General features: G+C 61.9%; 12 protein-coding genes. All 12 read left to right on the forward strand.

The window, feature by feature from the left end; translation table 11 throughout:
- The first annotated feature begins 247 nt into the window (after positions 1–247).
- The 12 genes from AC1DD7_RS10310 to AC1DD7_RS10365 all read left to right on the forward strand — a co-directional run bounded on the left by AC1DD7_RS10310 (position 248) and on the right by AC1DD7_RS10365 (position 16,735).
- Complete coding sequence (locus AC1DD7_RS10310) at positions 248–1,921, forward strand: helix-turn-helix transcriptional regulator (RefSeq protein ID WP_477514890.1); 1,674 nt, start codon at positions 248–250, stop codon at positions 1,919–1,921.
- A 168-nt stretch (positions 1,922–2,089) separates the two neighbouring features.
- A complete protein-coding gene (locus AC1DD7_RS10315) occupies positions 2,090–2,446 on the forward strand; it encodes a hypothetical protein (RefSeq protein ID WP_477514891.1) in 357 nt (118 codons plus the stop codon).
- Between the two features lie 35 nt (positions 2,447–2,481).
- Positions 2,482–3,591 (forward strand): flavin-containing monooxygenase, encoded by a 1,110-nt coding sequence (locus AC1DD7_RS10320; protein ID WP_477514892.1) that lies wholly within the window; start codon positions 2,482–2,484, stop codon positions 3,589–3,591.
- Positions 3,592–3,748: 157 nt separating this feature from the next.
- Complete coding sequence (locus AC1DD7_RS10325) at positions 3,749–5,851, forward strand: acyltransferase family protein (RefSeq protein ID WP_477515168.1); 2,103 nt, start codon at positions 3,749–3,751, stop codon at positions 5,849–5,851.
- Positions 5,848–7,941 carry an acyltransferase family protein gene (locus tag AC1DD7_RS10330; protein ID WP_477514893.1) on the forward strand — a complete coding sequence of 698 codons (2,094 nt, stop codon included), beginning with the start codon at positions 5,848–5,850 and terminating at the stop codon, positions 7,939–7,941. The genes AC1DD7_RS10325 and AC1DD7_RS10330 overlap by 4 nt, the downstream gene beginning before the upstream one ends.
- A 257-nt stretch (positions 7,942–8,198) precedes the next feature.
- Positions 8,199–9,710 carry an IMP dehydrogenase gene (guaB, locus tag AC1DD7_RS10335; protein ID WP_223933862.1) on the forward strand — a complete coding sequence of 504 codons (1,512 nt, stop codon included), beginning with the start codon at positions 8,199–8,201 and terminating at the stop codon, positions 9,708–9,710.
- Positions 9,711–9,813: 103 nt separating this feature from the next.
- Positions 9,814–11,703, forward strand: a complete 1,890-nt coding sequence (locus tag AC1DD7_RS10340; RefSeq protein ID WP_477514894.1) for an ABC transporter ATP-binding protein — start codon at positions 9,814–9,816, stop codon at positions 11,701–11,703.
- A 52-nt stretch (positions 11,704–11,755) separates the two neighbouring features.
- Positions 11,756–12,892 (forward strand): GuaB3 family IMP dehydrogenase-related protein, encoded by a 1,137-nt coding sequence (locus AC1DD7_RS10345; RefSeq protein WP_431115884.1) that lies wholly within the window; start codon positions 11,756–11,758, stop codon positions 12,890–12,892.
- 72 nt (positions 12,893–12,964) lie between these two features.
- Positions 12,965–14,719 carry a glycerol-3-phosphate dehydrogenase/oxidase gene (locus AC1DD7_RS10350; protein WP_477514895.1) on the forward strand — a complete coding sequence of 585 codons (1,755 nt, stop codon included), beginning with the start codon at positions 12,965–12,967 and terminating at the stop codon, positions 14,717–14,719.
- Positions 14,720–14,766: 47 nt separating this feature from the next.
- On the forward strand, positions 14,767–15,255 hold the full coding sequence (locus AC1DD7_RS10355) for a PTS sugar transporter subunit IIA (RefSeq protein ID WP_477514896.1): 489 nt from the start codon (positions 14,767–14,769) through the stop codon (positions 15,253–15,255).
- 98 nt (positions 15,256–15,353) lie between these two features.
- Entirely contained in the window at positions 15,354–16,235 is an 882-nt protein-coding gene (locus AC1DD7_RS10360; RefSeq protein ID WP_477514897.1) for an SURF1 family protein, read from the forward strand.
- Positions 16,235–16,735, forward strand: a complete 501-nt coding sequence (locus tag AC1DD7_RS10365) for a DUF3817 domain-containing protein (RefSeq protein WP_431115880.1) — start codon at positions 16,235–16,237, stop codon at positions 16,733–16,735. Before AC1DD7_RS10360 ends, AC1DD7_RS10365 begins: the two co-directional genes overlap by 1 nt.
- Positions 16,736–16,746: the final 11 nt, after the last annotated feature.

A 16,746-nucleotide genomic window follows, 5' to 3' on the forward strand; every position in this document is an offset into this window, starting at 1 on the left:
TTCGTCACGGCCTTCCGCTCAGCCATCGTCAATCCCATTCACCCGGCGTAACCCCCGTCCACTGACCGAGGCAACCGCCCACCCAGCCGGAGGATTATTAATGAGGCAACGTATCCCCCCTCGCGGAGGTTAATTACGAGTCAACGCGACCCATTGTGGGCTTACGACGGCGGCGGTACCCTGACGCTAATACGGCCGCTTGGGTGCGCCAACCGGGTTGCTCCCGGTCGCAGAATGAGTGTGGACTATGCCGGTTACAGCCTTGGATCTGGGACGCTCGGCGTTCTCCGAGCACCGCTGGGGCGATGCAATGGACTGCCTTGCCCGGGCAGACGCCGAGGGCGGATTGCCACCCCAGGACATCGAAGTCGCGGCCTCAGTGGCCATGCTGTTGGGCAAGGACTCCGAAGGCGTCGCCTACCTGACACGGGCGCACGATGAGTACCTCACAGTAGGAGACATGGCTGCCGCCGCCCGCTGTGCAACCTGGCTGGTCCTGTTCCTGATGGACATCGGGGAGCCGGCCCGCAGCTCGGGATGGATGTCCCGGGCAAAACATTTAGTGGAAGAACTGGACGAGCCCACCGAAGCTGAAGGCTACCTCCTGATTCCCTCGGCGCTGGGAGCCTTGTACGGAGGAAATCCTGAAGCAAGCAATGAACTCTTTGGCCGCGCCCTGGCTGTGGGAGAGCGGTTCCACGACAAGGACCTGATGGCCCTTGGACAGCTGGGCCTGGGCACAGCCAGCGTCACCCTTGGATTCCCGGATAAGGGCTTGGAGCTCCTGGACGAAGTCATGGTTTCCGTCACGGCAGGGGAGGTCTCGCCCATCCCTTCGGGCATCATCTACTGCGCCGTTATCGGCAGCTGCCGCCTGGCCTTCGACGTCCAGCGTGCGCATGAATGGACGGCTGCTTTGGAACGCTGGTGCGGGGACCGGCCGGACATGGTGATGTTCAGTGGGCAATGCCAGTCCCACAGGGCAGAGCTGTTCATCCTCCACGGCGCCTGGGATGAGGCCATGGCTGCGGTCCACATTGCCCAGGACCGTTCGCGCCGCGGCGATCCTGAAGCGACCTGGGGTGCGTGGTATCTGCAGGGCGAGATTCTGCGTTTGAAGGGCCGGTTTGATGAGGCCAGCGCGGCGTATGCCAAGGCTGCAGAGACCGGCTTCGAAGCTCTCCCGGGGCTCGCGCTGGTGCTCGCAGGCCAGCAAAAAGTGTCCCAAGCCCAAGCCATGTTGCGCCGGGCCGTCTCAGGCTCGGACCCCGCCAACCGACGGCGGTTGCTTCCCGCCGTCGTCGATGTTGAGCTTGCTGCCGGTGACCTTCAGGCGGCACGGGCGGCGGCTGACGAACTCGCGGCCCCGGTCCTGGAGACGGGCAGGCCCTTGGAACGGGCGCTTGCGGCGCAGGCGGAAGCCCAGGTCCTGCTCGCAGAAGGCAAGGCCGCGGCTGCGCTCGTGGCCTCCAGAAAGGCGTGGCGGCTCTGGTACAGCCTCGAGGCACCTTATGGCGCCGCCAGATGCAGGGTGTTGACGGGCCGCGCGTGTTCGGAACTGGGCGATCCCGACTCCGCCGCCATGGAATTCGAAGCAGCTATAGCCGAGTTCGCTGAACTCGAAGCAGCGCCCGCCGTGACGGAGGTGCTGGGGCTAAGTGCGGGAGCGGAGGTGGCGGGAGGTGTCAGGAATGGTTCCACGCTGACTGCCGGTGTGCTCGCTGCCCGTGAACTGACCGCCCGTGAACTGGAAGTCCTGCGGCTTGTCGCCGACGGAAAAGCCAACAAGTCGATTGCGCGGGAACTGTACCTGAGCGAAAAAACCGTTGCCCGGCATGTCAGTAACATCCTCAGCAAACTTTCCTTGCCCTCCAGGGTCGCTGCGACCAGATACGCCTTCGAACACCATTTGACCAACTGATGTTCTCTCACATCCCACAGCTTTTCTCCCGATCTTCTTTCACATCCTGCGGGGCTTTCCCGAACGCTCTATCACTCCCCGGCATGCGCATAAATACCCATGCCCATTCCAGCGGAATGCGTCATTTGGCCGACGCGGCAGAGGGCGCCGGACTCATAGCTTGGGTTTATGAACATTCCACTGCTCGCCGGCACCGTATCCACCGTGCTCTTTGCATCCAGCATGCTGCCCATGTTGTTCAAGGCAGTCCGCACCAAGGACCTGGCCTCCTACAGCTTGAGCAACATCACCCTGACCAACGTCGCCAACGCCGTGCACTCCTTCTACGTCTTCGACCTTCCGGCGGGACCAGTGTGGCTGCTGCACACCTTCTACGTGGTGACGTCGGCCCTGATGTTGGTGTGGTGCCTGCGGTACCGGAAGGCTCCCGCTGAAACCCCAGCTACTGAAACCCCAGCAACTGAACCTCCAGCAACCCGGGGTCACTTAAGGCCCATGCCAGCCGTTGCCATAGGCCAGAAGTGACCCCGCGTTGGACTAGTAACGAGAAAGGAAAAGCCATGAAAAAAGCTAATGACCCACAGTTCGATACCGTGATCGTGGGCGGTGGCCAGGCGGGCTTGGCGCTCGGCTATTGGCTGGCCAAAGAGCACCACAACTTCGTCATCCTTGATGAGAACGCCAGAACGGGCGATTCGTGGCGCCAGCGGTGGGATTCGCTTCGTCTTTTCACACCGGCCAAGTACGACGGTTTGCCGGGCGCGCCCTTCCCGGGGGACCCCCTGGCGTTCCCCAGTAAGGATGAGTTGGCGGACTACCTCGAAGAATATGCGCGGCGGTTCAGTCTTCCCGTGGTTCACGGAGTGCGTGTTGATGGGGTGACGCAACAGGGCGATCGCTTTCTTGTGAGCTCCGGTGATCGGTCCTGGGGCGCCAACAACGTAGTGGTCGCCACCGGTGGATATCGCCTGCCCAAGCGGCCGGTGTTCGCGAATGAGTTGGATCCCGGCATCGTGCAGCTTCACTCGCAGGACTACAAAAACCCCGGGCAACTCCAACCTGGACCAGTACTCGTGGTGGGGCTCGGCAATTCCGGCGCGGAGATTGCCCTTGAAGCCAGCAGGACGCACACCACGTTGCTGGCCGGCAAAGCCAGTGGCGAACTCCCTGTTCGCCACGGACGCGCCGCAGCCCGGTTTGTGCTGCCTGTGATCCGCTTCGCAGGCCTTCACGTCCTGACCCTTAACACGCCCGTTGGCCGGAAGGTGGCGCCGGTTTTCAAAACCATGGCGGCACCCTTGATCCGAACACGTACCAAGGATCTGCGTGTGGCGAAGGTGGAACTGCTGCCAAGGGTAGCCGGGGTAAAGCAAGGTAAACCGGTGCTGGAAGAGGGCCGGACCTTGGACGTGGCGAATGTCATTTGGTGTACCGGGTACCGGGAGGACTACTCGTGGCTGAAGCTCCCTTACCAGGACGGAGAGGGGACGCCGGCCCACAAGAGGGGAGTAGTGGAATCCATCCCTGGACTCTATTTCGTCGGCCAGGAGTTCCTGTTCGCGGCAGTGTCGGCAACGCTTCCAGGAGTTGGCCGCGACGCCCGTTATCTGGCACGCCGGATCACAGCGGACCGGCAGCCAACGGCTGAGCGTCGACCGGCTTTGACCTAGCGCCCTGGCGTTCAGACGGCATTTAAACAGAGTGCCTTGGCACAGGCAACGCACAGTTTCATCTTTGCAAATGCATAGTCCAACCTGAGCTAATAGAGACTCGTAAGGCGGTTCCACAGGCCGGCCCGACTGGGGTTGGCGCCTGGAACAGCGTATGATGGATGCTTTGTGCAATAGCCTTGAGGAACTGCCTAACGTGACTACATCAACGATCCGACCGCCCGCCCGTCCCAACAGGCGGGCTACCGGTCCCGTTGTAAAGTCCACCTTCCGACCCGAAATCCAGGGCCTCCGCTCCCTCGCTGTCCTCATGGTTGTGAGCTACCACATCTGGATCGGGCGGGTATCAGGCGGGGTTGATGTCTTCCTGCTGATCTCGGCCTTCCTCATGACTCTTCAGTTCACCAGCCGCTTCAAACAGCGGCGCCCGATGGACTTGCTGCGGCACTGGCTGCACTTGTTCAGGCGCCTGCTCCCGGCAGTGGTGGTGGTCCTCTTCGGAACACTGGCTGCTACCTTTGCTTTCCTGCCTCCCACCCGCTGGGTGGAAGTGGTCAATCAGGCTTGGGCCTCACTCTTCTATTACGAGAATTGGCTCCTGCAGACTCTTGCGGTCAACTACTACGCAACGGACCACAGCCTGGCCAGTCCTGTGCAGCACTTCTGGTCGCTCTCCATCCAGGGCCAGGTGTTCATTCTCTGGCCGGTGATCTTCGCCGTGATGGCGGTCATCTGCCGCAAATTCGATCTCCGATACCGGGCGTCGCTCGCCTATGTTTTTGCGCTCATCTTCGTCGTTTCCCTGACGTACTCCATCATCTTTACAGCCAACAACCAGGCGGTGGCTTACTTCGACACCTTCGCCCGGCTATGGGAGTTTGCCCTCGGAACACTTGTTGCCTTGATCTTGCCTGCCTTGGATTTTTCCAAACCTGTCCGCGTGGTGATGGGGTGGATCGGCGTGGCTGCCATGCTCAGCTGCGGCATCCTGCTGCAGGTCCAGACAGCGTTCCCGGGCTTCGTAGCGCTCTGGCCAACCCTGGCTGCCGTTGCAGTGATTGCGGCGGGACAGACCGGCAGCCGCTTCGGCGTGGATCGGATCCTGAGTTCCAAATTCCTGGTCCGGCTAGGCGATAACTCTTATGCCCTCTACCTCTGGCACTGGCCCATCCTGGTGATCGCCTTGGCTTGGAGCGGCAAGGATCATGCGGGTTGGCTTTCCGGCACCGCGATTGTGGCGTTGGCACTGATCCTGGCGTTCCTGACCACGAAGTATGTGGAGAAGCCATTCCGGGAGTGGAAGTGGCCCGAGGTAAAGCGTCGCCGCGCAGCCATCTCCATCGCCGTTTGCCTGGCCGTGGCATGCACGCCGTTGCTCGGCTTCCAGTACAAGCAGTATCTGGACCAGAAGGCCGCTGACACGCAGGCATTCAACGACAACCCTGGAGCCCATGCCCTCCTTCCGGGGTACGTGGACCAGGTCGGCCAGGATGCAAAGACGCTCCCGACGGCAGAGCAGCTGCCTGAGGACTGGGCACACCTGGGTGGGACATGCGAGGGGGCGTCCCAGCCGGAAGACAAGACACTGCAGGAGAACTGCCAGCAAAACGGTGTGGGCGATGACGCCACCAAGAGCATTGTGGTCCTGGGCGACTCCCATGCGCAGCAGTGGCTGGCTGCACTCGGTCCTCTCGCTGAGGCTGAGCACTGGAAGGTCACGGCCCTCCTGCTGGGCGGATGCCCGTTCATGCCGGAGAACCCTGACGCTGACCAGCACTGCAACGATTTCAACTCGGCCGCATTCAAGTACGTGGCAGCCCACACCCCGGATTCCGTGTTCATGGTAGGCACCAAGGCGGCCCCGTCATCACCGGATGAGGAGTTGGTGTACGGCTTTGAACAGTCCGTTACCAATTTCAACGACCTCGGCATCCAGGTGGTGGCCATCCGTGACAACCCACGCTATGACCACAACGTCACCGAGTGTGCCCTGTCCAAGGGCGTGGACAGCCCTGACTGCAAGTCTGACCTGCATGACGTCCTGGCCGCCGAGAGCCCCTTCGCGGCCGAGCAGGGAAAGTTTGGAAATGCTGCATTCCTGGATATGACAGATCTCCTCTGCAACGGCGCCCAGTGCCCCAGCGTCATAGGAAATGTGTTCGTCTACCTGGACGATAACCACTTGTCCAAGACCTACGTCACCAGCATGGGTGAGATGTTCGACGAAAGGTGGTTTGCCGCGACGGGGTGGGAGCGATGAGCGACAACGTGAAAGCAACTGCACCTTTGGGTGGCAACCCCACCACAGAGAGGCCCACGACGGCGGAACGCACCTTCCGCCCGGAGGTCCAAGGCCTGCGTGCCCTGGCTGTGTTGATGGTGGCGGCCTACCACATTTGGCTCGGCCGGGTGTCCGGTGGCGTCGACGTCTTTTTGCTCATCTCGGCCTTCCTGCTGACCCTGTCCTTTACGCGGAAGCTCGAAAACCACAAGCCCCTGAGGCTCCTGCAACACTGGCTCCACGTGTTCAAGCGGCTGCTGCCCGCCGTCGTCGTTGTCTTGTTGGCGGTTCTGACCGCAACGTGGGCCTTTGTCCCGCAGAGCCGGTGGCCGGATGTGCTCGCCGAGGCCTGGGCCTCCCTGCTGTACCGGCAGAACTGGCAGCTTGCGGACTCTGCCGTTGATTACTATGCCCAGGACCACTCCGGAGCGAGTCCCCTCCAACACTTTTGGTCCCTGTCCGTCCAGGGCCAGGTCTTTATCCTGTGGCCGCTGATTTTCGCGGCGGTGGCCCTGCTGCAGCCACAACTGGCAAAGCTGTTCCCGGGCCGGAAGGCCATAAAACACCGGCAGCTGTTGTTCATGGCGTTCGGCCTGGTCTTTGTGGCCTCGCTGGTCTATTCGATCGACCAGACGGCCAACAACCAGGCGTATGCGTATTTCGATACCCGGACAAGGCTGTGGGAATTTGCGCTGGGTTCCCTGCTGGCGCTGGCCCTCCCGTACCTCAAACCGGGACGGCGGCTTCGGGTGTTCCTGGGTTGGGCAGGGCTGGCCGCCATGCTCTCGTGTGGCTTGATCCTGACGGTCGACCGTTCCTTCCCAGGATTCGTGGCCCTCTGGCCCACGCTCGCAGCCGCGGCGGTTATCGTCGCCGGCCAGAGCAACAGCCGCTTTGGTGCGGACCGCGTGCTCAGCTCAAAGCCCCTGGTCCTGGTAGGCAACAATTCCTATGCGTTGTACTTGTGGCACTGGCCTGTCCTGGTGTTCTTCCTGCTCGTCACGGAGACCACAAGCCCCAACCTCCTGCAGGGCCTGGGCATCATGGCGGTATCCATGTTGTTGGCCGTTGCAACCACACGGTATGTCGAGGTGCCCATGCGCCGCTGGCAGTGGCCGGACGCACGGTCCTGGCGGGCCGCCGTCGTCGTTGTCTCCTGCGGTGCGCTGCTGGCGCTGCCGATGACTGCCTGGCAGGGTGCCATCGCCGCCGAAAGCGTGGCGATTGCGGATCAGCCCAAGGAACTGACGCCCGGTGCCGCAGCGCTGACGCCTGAGTTCGCGGGCCAACCGACGCCTGAGGCGATGATCATTCCGGCTCCGGCCGCCATGAAAAATGAATGGGCGGACATCGATGGCTTGTGTACTGGCGCGAACGTCCCGTCAGATCCGTTGCTGCAGGGTTGCCTCCAGAATGATGAACCTGAGGTAGTGACCAAGAGGATCGTGGTCCTGGGTGATTCCCATGCCCAGCAGTACATGGCCGCCCTGGGCCCTATCGCCAAGGAGCACGGTTGGGAAGTGGTAACTCTGCTGAAGGGGAACTGCCGTTTCGGTGCCGACACTCCTGAGCGCACCAGCGACTGCAACGACTTCAACAAGGCAAGTGCCGCTTACGTCATGGAACACAAGCCCGATGCGGTGTTCACTGTGGCGTCTCTGACTCATGTCACGGCCCCTTTCGAGACCGAAGTGCCCGGCTATTTGGAAGGCATCAAGCCGTTCACGGATGCAGGAATCGACGTCGTGGGCGTCCGCGACAACCCGAGGTTCAGCATCAACATGCCCGAGTGCGTGCAGAAGAAGGGCCCTGATTCGCCCGACTGCAACCCTCCGCTGGAAGATTCCCTCGCTGCATCCTCGCCCCTGGACGATTACGCGGGCAAAGTGGACCGGTTGTACTTGATGGACATGAGCGACTTCATCTGTGAGCGGGGAACGTGTCCGGCAGTGGTGGGCAATGTGTACGTCTACAAGGACGACAACCACCTCACCAAGACCTATGTCCAGAGCATGATTCCGATGTTCGAGGAGCGCCTGCTCGCCGCGACGGGCTGGTCTGAGCGCTAGCCCTGCCACCCGCGGGAGCATGGAACGCACGACGCCGGCCTGCCGCCAGTGCTATTGCTCACACTCAGGCGTCGCGGAATATGGCGATCGCCGCGAAGGTTCTACTATTTATTCAATACCCGAAGCACCTTTGCCTTGCAGTACCTCATGCACAGGCCCGTATTTTATGCACAGGCCAGTCCCGTAATGACGGGCTGGTCATCAGTTGCAACCCCTACCAGTTAAAGCCCCCAGAACCCAGGTAAGAGGCCGCACTCATGACCCAGCCCGAACACGATCCCTTTGGCTTCGTAGGCCTGACGTACGACGACGTCCTGCTCCTCCCCGGACACACCGATGTCATCCCCTCCGATGCAGACACGTCCTCACGCATTTCCAAGCGCATCACGGTGCAGACGCCGTTGCTGTCCGCCGCCATGGACACCGTCACGGAGTCCCGCATGGCCATCGCCATGGCCCGCCAGGGTGGTCTGGGCGTAGTGCACCGCAACCTGTCCATCGATGACCAGGCCGAGCACGTGGACCGCGTCAAGCGCAGCGAATCCGGCATGATCACCAACCCGCTGACGATTGGCCCGCAGGCCACGCTGCAGGAATTGGACGAGCTGTGTTCCCGCTATCGCGTCTCCGGCCTTCCCGTGGTGGACACCGACGGACGGCTGCTGGGTATCGTCACCAACCGCGACACCCGGTTCATTCCGGAATCTGAATTCCCGCTGCGCAGCGTCAGCGATGCCATGACCAAGATGCCGCTCATCACCGGCCATGTGGGCATCAGCCGCGAGGAAGCTTCGCACAAGCTGGCCACCAACAAGATCGAGAAGCTCCCCCTGGTTGACGAGCAGGGCCGCCTCAAGGGCCTCATCACCACCAAGGACTTCACCAAGGCAGAGCAGTACCCGTTGGCCACCAAGGACGACGAAGGCCGGCTGCGCGTAGGTGCTGCAATCGGCTTCTTCGGCGACGGTTGGGAGCGCGCCATGAAGCTCATCGACGCCGGGGTGGACGCACTCTTCGTGGACACCGCCAACGGCCACTCCCAGGGCGTGCTGGACATGATCCGCCGCCTGAAGTCGGACCCGATTGCTGCCCACGTGGACATCATTGGTGGCCAGGCTGCCACCCGTGAAGGCGCCCAGGCCCTGATTGACGCCGGTGCCGATGGCATCAAGGTCGGCGTGGGCCCAGGTTCCATCTGCACCACCCGTGTTGTAGCCGGCGTCGGCGTTCCGCAAATCACGGCCATCTACGAATCCGCGAAGGCTGCCATTCCGGCCGGCGTGCCGTTGATTGCCGACGGCGGACTCCAGTACTCGGGTGATATCGGCAAGGCACTCGTTGCCGGCGCTGACACTGTGATGCTGGGCTCGTTGCTGGCTGGTTGTGAAGAGTCTCCCGGCGAGCTCATCTTCGTCAATGGCAAGCAGTTCAAGAGCTACCGCGGCATGGGCTCCCTGGGCGCCATGCAGTCCCGTGGAAAGAACACGTCCTACTCGAAGGACCGCTATTTCCAGGCTGACGTCTCCGGCGATGACAAGCTCATCCCGGAAGGCATCGAAGGCCGCGTCGCGTTCCGTGGTCCGCTGGCATCCGTGGCGTACCAGCTGGTCGGTGGCCTTCGCCAGACCATGTTCTACACAGGCGCCCCCACGATTGCCGAGCTCAAGGCACGCGGCAAGTTCGTCCGGATCACTCCTGCCGGCCTGAAGGAATCGCACCCGCACGATATCCAGATGACGGTGGAGGCACCCAACTACGGTTCCCGCTGACCACCATCAGTTCCTGCCAGCTGTTCCCCGTGGAAGCCTCCATGGGGAACAGCTGTTTAAGGGCCGCAACGGAAATGTCGGCGGGGAGGAATAGGCTGGGGGCATGTCCGAAAAGCCCGCACAACCGCGGCATCCGGAGTCAGTCCGGCTGAACTCAGTCCAACCCGGCAAAGCGCCCCGCAAGCTTGCCCTCCGGCCGTACGCACGCGCCGTCGGGCAGGTCCTGAAAGTGAGTTTCAAGGCATCACCGGTTGCAGTCATCATGAAAGTGGCTGGCTCCCTGATTTCGGCAACGCTGCCGCTGGTAACCACCTACTTCGCCGCGTTGACCACCACGGCCTTGGCCGCCGGTTACGCGGGAGATCGCGACGCCGGTCCGCGGGCCATTCTGTACGTCATCATCACTGCGGCGCTGGGACTGTTTTGGGGCGCCTTCAGCAGCGTCGACCGGTACATCCAGCAACTGATGAGCTTCAAAGTGGGCGCAATCGTCGGCGACATGATGTATGAGCGCTTCCTGGCACTGGAGTTCTGGCGCTATGACGACAAAGAAACGGTGGACCTCTACGATCGCGCCAAGCGGTTCTCCGATTCCTATGCGCGGGTCCTGGACAGGATCGCGGCCATCTTTACTCAGTTGGTGTCGGTCATCCTGGCAGTCGGTGCGCTGCTGTTGGTCAGTTGGTGGATCGCCGTCATTGTCCTTATCGCCATCGTCCCGAGCGTCTACCTGCAGTTCAAACTCTCCCGAGAGCAAATAGCCCATTGGAATACCCAGGTGGATTCCCGGCGGCAACGGCGAATGATTGAGACCAACCTCCTGCGGCCCCAGCACATTGCCGAGATGCGGCTCTACGGAATCGTGGGCTATTTGATGGATCTGAGGTCCCGGCTTCGGGACGCTGACGAGCGCAGGCGGCTGGACTTCCAGAAGCGCTACATCCCCAAGCAACTCGCAGCGGACGCCCTGCAGTATGGGGCCGAAGTTGTGTCCTTGATTTGGGTGGTGGGACAAATCATTGCCAGGGCGCAGCCGGTAGGGCAGTTCCTCTACATCCAACAGATCGTCAGCCGGGCTCTGTCCACCGCCAACAACCTGGTCTCGTCACTGAGTTCCATCGACGAAGACCTTGCCAACCTCAAAGACTACGAGCTGTTCATGGCGCTTCCCGTGCCCAGCGGCCACGAGCCTCCCTTGGTGCAGTCGCCTTCCGTAGTGGAAATGCGGGACATCCGGTTCAGCTATACGGGGAGCGACATTGAGGTTATCAAGGGCATATCCCTGACCATCAGGGCGGGCCAGCACATTGCCATAGTTGGTGAGAACGGCGCCGGAAAGTCCACGCTGATCCGGATCCTGGCCGGTCTGTACCGGCCGGATTCAGGCCAAGTAATGCTCGACGGCGTCGATCTCACCGGTATCGACGTGACCAGTTGGCACCGGCACCTGGCGGTCCTGAGCCAGGAGTTCCTGAAGTATGAATTCGCCACCGCGGCGGAGAACATCTATCTGGGCGATGTTGATCAACCCCGGGACGAGCAACGCATCCGTAGGGCAGCCTCAGACGCCGAGGCCATGGAGTTCATCAACAAGCTGCCCAATGGCCTGGAAAACCATGTGAGCAATTGGATGGAAGATCCCCGCGGGCGCAAGGGGAGCGGCCTGTCCGGCGGGCAATGGCAGCGGCTTGCCATGGCCCGGAACTTCTACCGGGATGCCTCCTTCATGGTCATGGATGAACCAACGTCGGCCATCGATGCTTTGGCTGAGCACCGGATCTTCACCCGCCTTTTCGCCGACCGCAACAGCACCATCATTGCCATCAGCCACCGGCTGGCCACCATCGAAAAGGCAGACGTTGTGTACATGCTTGAAGATGGCCGGATTGCCGAGCAAGGGACGCACAAGGAACTTGTGGCGTTGAGGGGCCGCTACTTCCGGATGTTCGAATCCCAGCTCACCGTGGAAGAAACCAGCCAGAACACCCCCTAGGAGCAGCTTGGAACAAAACGGTGGCTTGGCCTCGGTGGGATAAACTCGAGCAGTGACTTATGAGATTGAGATTGGCCGTGGCAAGCGTGGGCGTCGTGCCTACTCCCTGGATGACATCGCGATCGTTCCGAATCGTCGGACGCGTGACCCGAAGGACGTCTCTGTCTCCTGGCAGATCGACGCCTATAAGTTCGATATGCCGGTGATTGCCGCCCCCATGGACTCTGTGATGTCGCCGGACACGGCCATTACCTTGGGCCGTTTGGGTGGTCTTGGCGTCCTGGACCTTGAAGGCCTCTGGACCCGGTACGAAAACCCACAGAAGGTGCTCGACGAGATCGCCGGCTTGGCCAACGAAACCAGCAGCCCGGCCGTCACCCGCCGGATGCAGGACCTGTACCAGGCGCCCATCCAGCCAGAGCTCATCAGCTCCCGCCTGGCCGAGATCCGCGCCGCAGGCGTTACGGTGGCCGGTTCCCTTACCCCGCAGCGCACCCAGGAGCACTACAAGACCGTGGTGGCCGCCGGCGTCGATATTTTCGTCATCCGCGGAACAACGGTCTCCGCTGAGCACGTCTCCAAAAACCACGAACCGCTGAACCTTAAGCAGTTCATCTATGAACTCGATGTCCCTGTGATCGTTGGTGGAGCGGCTGGTTACACACCGGCCCTGCACCTGATGCGCACGGGTGCCGCAGGCGTGCTCGTTGGCTTCGGTGGGGGTGCTACCACCACCACGCGCCGTGCGCTGGGCATTCATTCGCCCATGGCATCGGCTATTTCAGACGTCACTGCGGCCCGGCGCGACTACATGGATGAGTCCGGTGGGCGCTATGTCCATGTCATTGCCGACGGCGGCATGGGCAGGTCGGGCGACATCGTCAAGGCCATTGCCATGGGAGCGGATGCAGTTATGCTGGGCAGCGCCTTGGCGCGCGCGGAAGAAGCTCCGGGCCGCGGCTGGCACTGGGGTCCGGAAGCGCACCACCTCGAATCGCCCCGCGGCGATCGCGTCAACGTTGGCACGGTCGGATCCCTGGAGGAAGTCCTTTTCGGGCCGGGCCACCACACCGACGGCACGTCCAACCTCATTGGCGCACTGCGCCGGTCCATGGCGACCACAGGGTACTCCGACCTCAAGGAGTTCCAGCGCGTGGACGTCGTAGTATCCCCATATTCTGGCAACTAGGACTTCTGCCAATCGGACCGGGCAACAAGTAGGGTAGGGGACTACCAGCTGTTGCGTTTGAGGAGGGGTCCGATGAGCAATGTCGCAGGCGGTCCGCAGGTGAATTCTCCGGGAGCATTAAGCCCGGAATCCCGTGCCGCATCCATTGAAGTCCTGAAAGCCACTGCCCAAGCCGGCAAACAGCTGGACATCCTGATTGTCGGCGGAGGCGTGGTGGGGGCTGGAGCAGCCCTGGATGCGGTGACCCGCGGCCTTACAGTCGGCATCGTCGAGGCGCGGGACTGGGCCTCAGGGACATCGTCGCGCTCGTCCAAGCTCATCCATGGTGGCCTCCGGTACCTTGAAATGCTTGATTTCGGGCTGGTCCAGGAGGCACTGCAGGAACGCGGGTTGCTGATCCAGCAGATCGCACCCCATCTGGTCCGTCCTGTCCCTTTCCTCTACCCGCTGACCCGTAGGTTCTGGGAGCGCCCCTATGTGGGCGCGGGAATCATGCTTTACGACACCCTGGGCCTCACTTCCGGGCACAGCCGCGGGGTTCCCATGCACAAGCACCTCTTCAGGCGCGGCACCCTCAGGGCGGCTCCCAGCCTCAAGGACGATGCCTTCGTTGGTTCCATCCGCTACTACGATGCCCAAGTGGACGACGCCCGTTTGGTGGTCAACGTTGTGCGGACCGCAGCCCACTATGGTGCCCATGCTGTGAACAGGGTGCGTGTGGTGGACTTCCTCCGGGAAGGCGAACGCGTGGTGGGCGCCAAGCTGGAAAACCAGGAAGACGGCAGCGTCTTCGAAGTGCGTGCCAAGCAGGTAGTCAATGCCACGGGAGTCTGGACGGACGAAACCCAGGCCATGGTTACGGACCGGGGACAGCTCAAAGTCAGGGCATCCAAGGGCATCCACCTTGTGGTACCGCGGGACAGGTTCCAATCCACCGTTGGGCTGATTCTGCGCACGGAGAAGTCGGTGCTCTTCGTGATCCCCTGGGGCCGCCACTGGATCATCGGGACTACGGACACGGACTGGAAACTGGACAAGGCGCACCCCGCCGCGTCCAGCAAGGATATTGACTACGTCCTGGAGCGCGTCAACAAGGTCCTCAAGCGGCCCCTCACCCGTGAGGACGTAGAAGGCGTCTACGCTGGGCTCCGCCCGCTTCTTGCAGGCGAAAACGACTCCACCGCCAAACTCTCCCGCGAACACGTCGTGGCTCATCCGGTGCCAGGCCTGGTGGTGGTGGCCGGTGGTAAATTCACCACCTACCGTGTCATGGCCAAGGATGCCGTTGATGAGGCCACGCGGGCGATGGATGAACGCGTTCCCTCCAGCTGCACCGAAACGATCCCCTTGCTCGGTGCGGAGGGGTTCAAAGCCGCCTGGAACCGCCGCGCCCGCTCCGCGGAAGAAGCCGGCGTCCACGTTGCCCGCGTGGAACACCTGCTCAACCGCTACGGGTCCATGGCCTCGGAAGTGCTTGATCTCATCGCTGCGCAACCCGGGCTCGGGGAACCGCTTCCCGGGGCTGACGATTATCTTGCCGCGGAGGTTGTCTACGCCACCACCCACGAGGGCGCCCGTCATGTTCACGACGTTTTGACGCGCCGCACCCGAATCTCGATTGAAGCGTGGGACCGGGGTGTGTCAGCGGTGCCTGTAGTGGCTAAGCTGATGGGAGAAATCCTTGGCTGGAGCGAAACACAGCGGGAAAGCGAAATCAAGCACTATCTGGCCCGGGTCGAAGCTGAGCGGCTAAGCCAGCAACAACCCGATGACGAATCAGCTGACGCCGCGCGCATGGGAGTCGATGACATCGTTCCCCTTCGCTGAGCAACACAGGACCTGCGGCCGGAAGGCCACACTGGAGGGAACACGACTTGGCTGAACCACTTGACCGGTATGACGCGGAACTGACTACGCCGGACACCGTCATCCTGGAACTCGTTGCCGAGGACAAAATCGACGCTGCGGCCCAACTAGCGGAACGGCTTCACGCGGCTGGTCGGATTTCCAACCTTGAGGGCTTCCTGGAGCAGGTCCATTCCAGGGAACACCAGCTGGCTACCGGGCTTCCCGGTGGCATTGGACTGCCGCATGCGCGGAGTGAATTCGTAGACCGGATTTCCATAGCCGTGGGCGTCACCAAGTTCGGCCATGCCCTGGATTTCGGTGCCACTGATGGTCCCGCCACGCTGATCCTGCTCATTGCCACGCCGGCCAGCTCCTTCTCGGACCATCTGGAAGTCCTGGCTACTTTGGCGCGTTCGCTCTCCAAAGAGTCATTCCGGGAGTCCCTGCGCCGGGCGCACGATACCGAGGTCATTTCCGAACTCATCAACTCCAGCCTGGTGTTCTTCGACCACTGAGATTCGAACATTGAGAAAGGCGCCCACGGACGCGTTCAGGGCTAAGGTTCCTACCGTTCGTTTCGTTGTTCTACAGCCGGACGAAGTACGGTTAAGGGGTGTTGAAAACCGCGCTGAAACCCCGCTGGATCGCAGGACTCGTCTTTGCGCTTCTCTTGTCCGCGGTGTTTGTGCTGCTCAGCCAGTGGCAGCTCAGCCGGTCCACCCAGCACGAAGCTCCCGTTTCCTCTAGCATTGAAGAGGTCAAGCCCCTGGTGGACGTCCTGCAGCCGGGGCAGTTTTTCCCCGGTTCTGTTTCGGACCAGATGGTTAGCGCCACCGGGTCCTACGATCCCGCCAAGCAGGTCCTGGTTGAGGGCCGCCTCTACAACGGCCAGAAGGGATTCTGGATTGTCTCGGGCTTCGTGGTGGACAATGCTCCCAAACTGAGCGGTGTCGCCGCCTCGCCCAACACCTGGATTCCAGTAGCCCGGGGTTGGGTGGCCGATGCCGCCCAAGCCGGTCCGCCGCCGTCGGGCACCATCACGCTGACCGGCCGCCTGCTGCCCTCTGAAGCGCCGGTGCCACACGTCGACGCCGGTCCAGGCCGGGCGTCGGCGGTGGCCGTTGCCGAACTCATCAACATCTGGGACGTCTCCAGCTACCAGGGCTTCATTGCCGCAACATCCGAAGTAGCTGGTGGTGTTCCCGTCGCCGGCAATGACGCGGTAAAGGCCCTCAATATCCCGGCACAGCCGCCGGAACAACAGGTCAACTGGCTGAACCTCTTCTATTCAGTTGAGTGGGTGGTCTTCGCAGGATTCGCACTGTACATCTGGTGGCGGATGGTGGCAGACGACTACCGTCGCGGCCTCGAAGACGACGAGTTCGACACTCACGATGGCGGCTTCGACGGCGGCTTCGACGATGACAAAGACCACCCCAACGAACCGACAAGCCCTGAACCCCAGCAGCCTGGGCCAGAACAAAAGGTGCAGTAATGATTGAGCCCAAGCCGGCCATCCAGCCCGAGCAGTCCGGACCCAAGCCGAAGAAGCGCAGATTTGGCGGAACGGAAGCCCAAATCCGTTCGGCGCTGAAGTTCTACAAAGTCATGGCCTACCTGACCGGTGCCATGCTCCTGCTGCTCTGCGCGGAACTGATTGCCCGTTACGGTTTCGGCGTATCGCTCTTTGCCGGTGGCACGGATGCCGTCACGGGTAAGCCCTTCGGCTTCGGATTCGCTGAGTCTGAGCCCAAGGGCGTGATCGGCGGCTTCAATATCTCCACCACTGTATTGATCGTCCACGGCTGGATGTACGTGGTCTACCTGGTCTCCAACTTCCGGTTGTGGTCGCTCATGCGCTGGCCTTTCTCCAAGCTGGTCCTGTTGGCCCTGGGTGGCGTGGTACCCCTGATGTCGTTCATCGTGGAGAAGAAGTTCCATGCCCAGGTTGAAGCGGAACTGGCAGCCAACCCGCAGGCCTCAAAGCGCTACTAGCCGCGGCCAGG

It is taken from the genome of Paenarthrobacter sp. 10L412 (assembly GCF_056395565.1).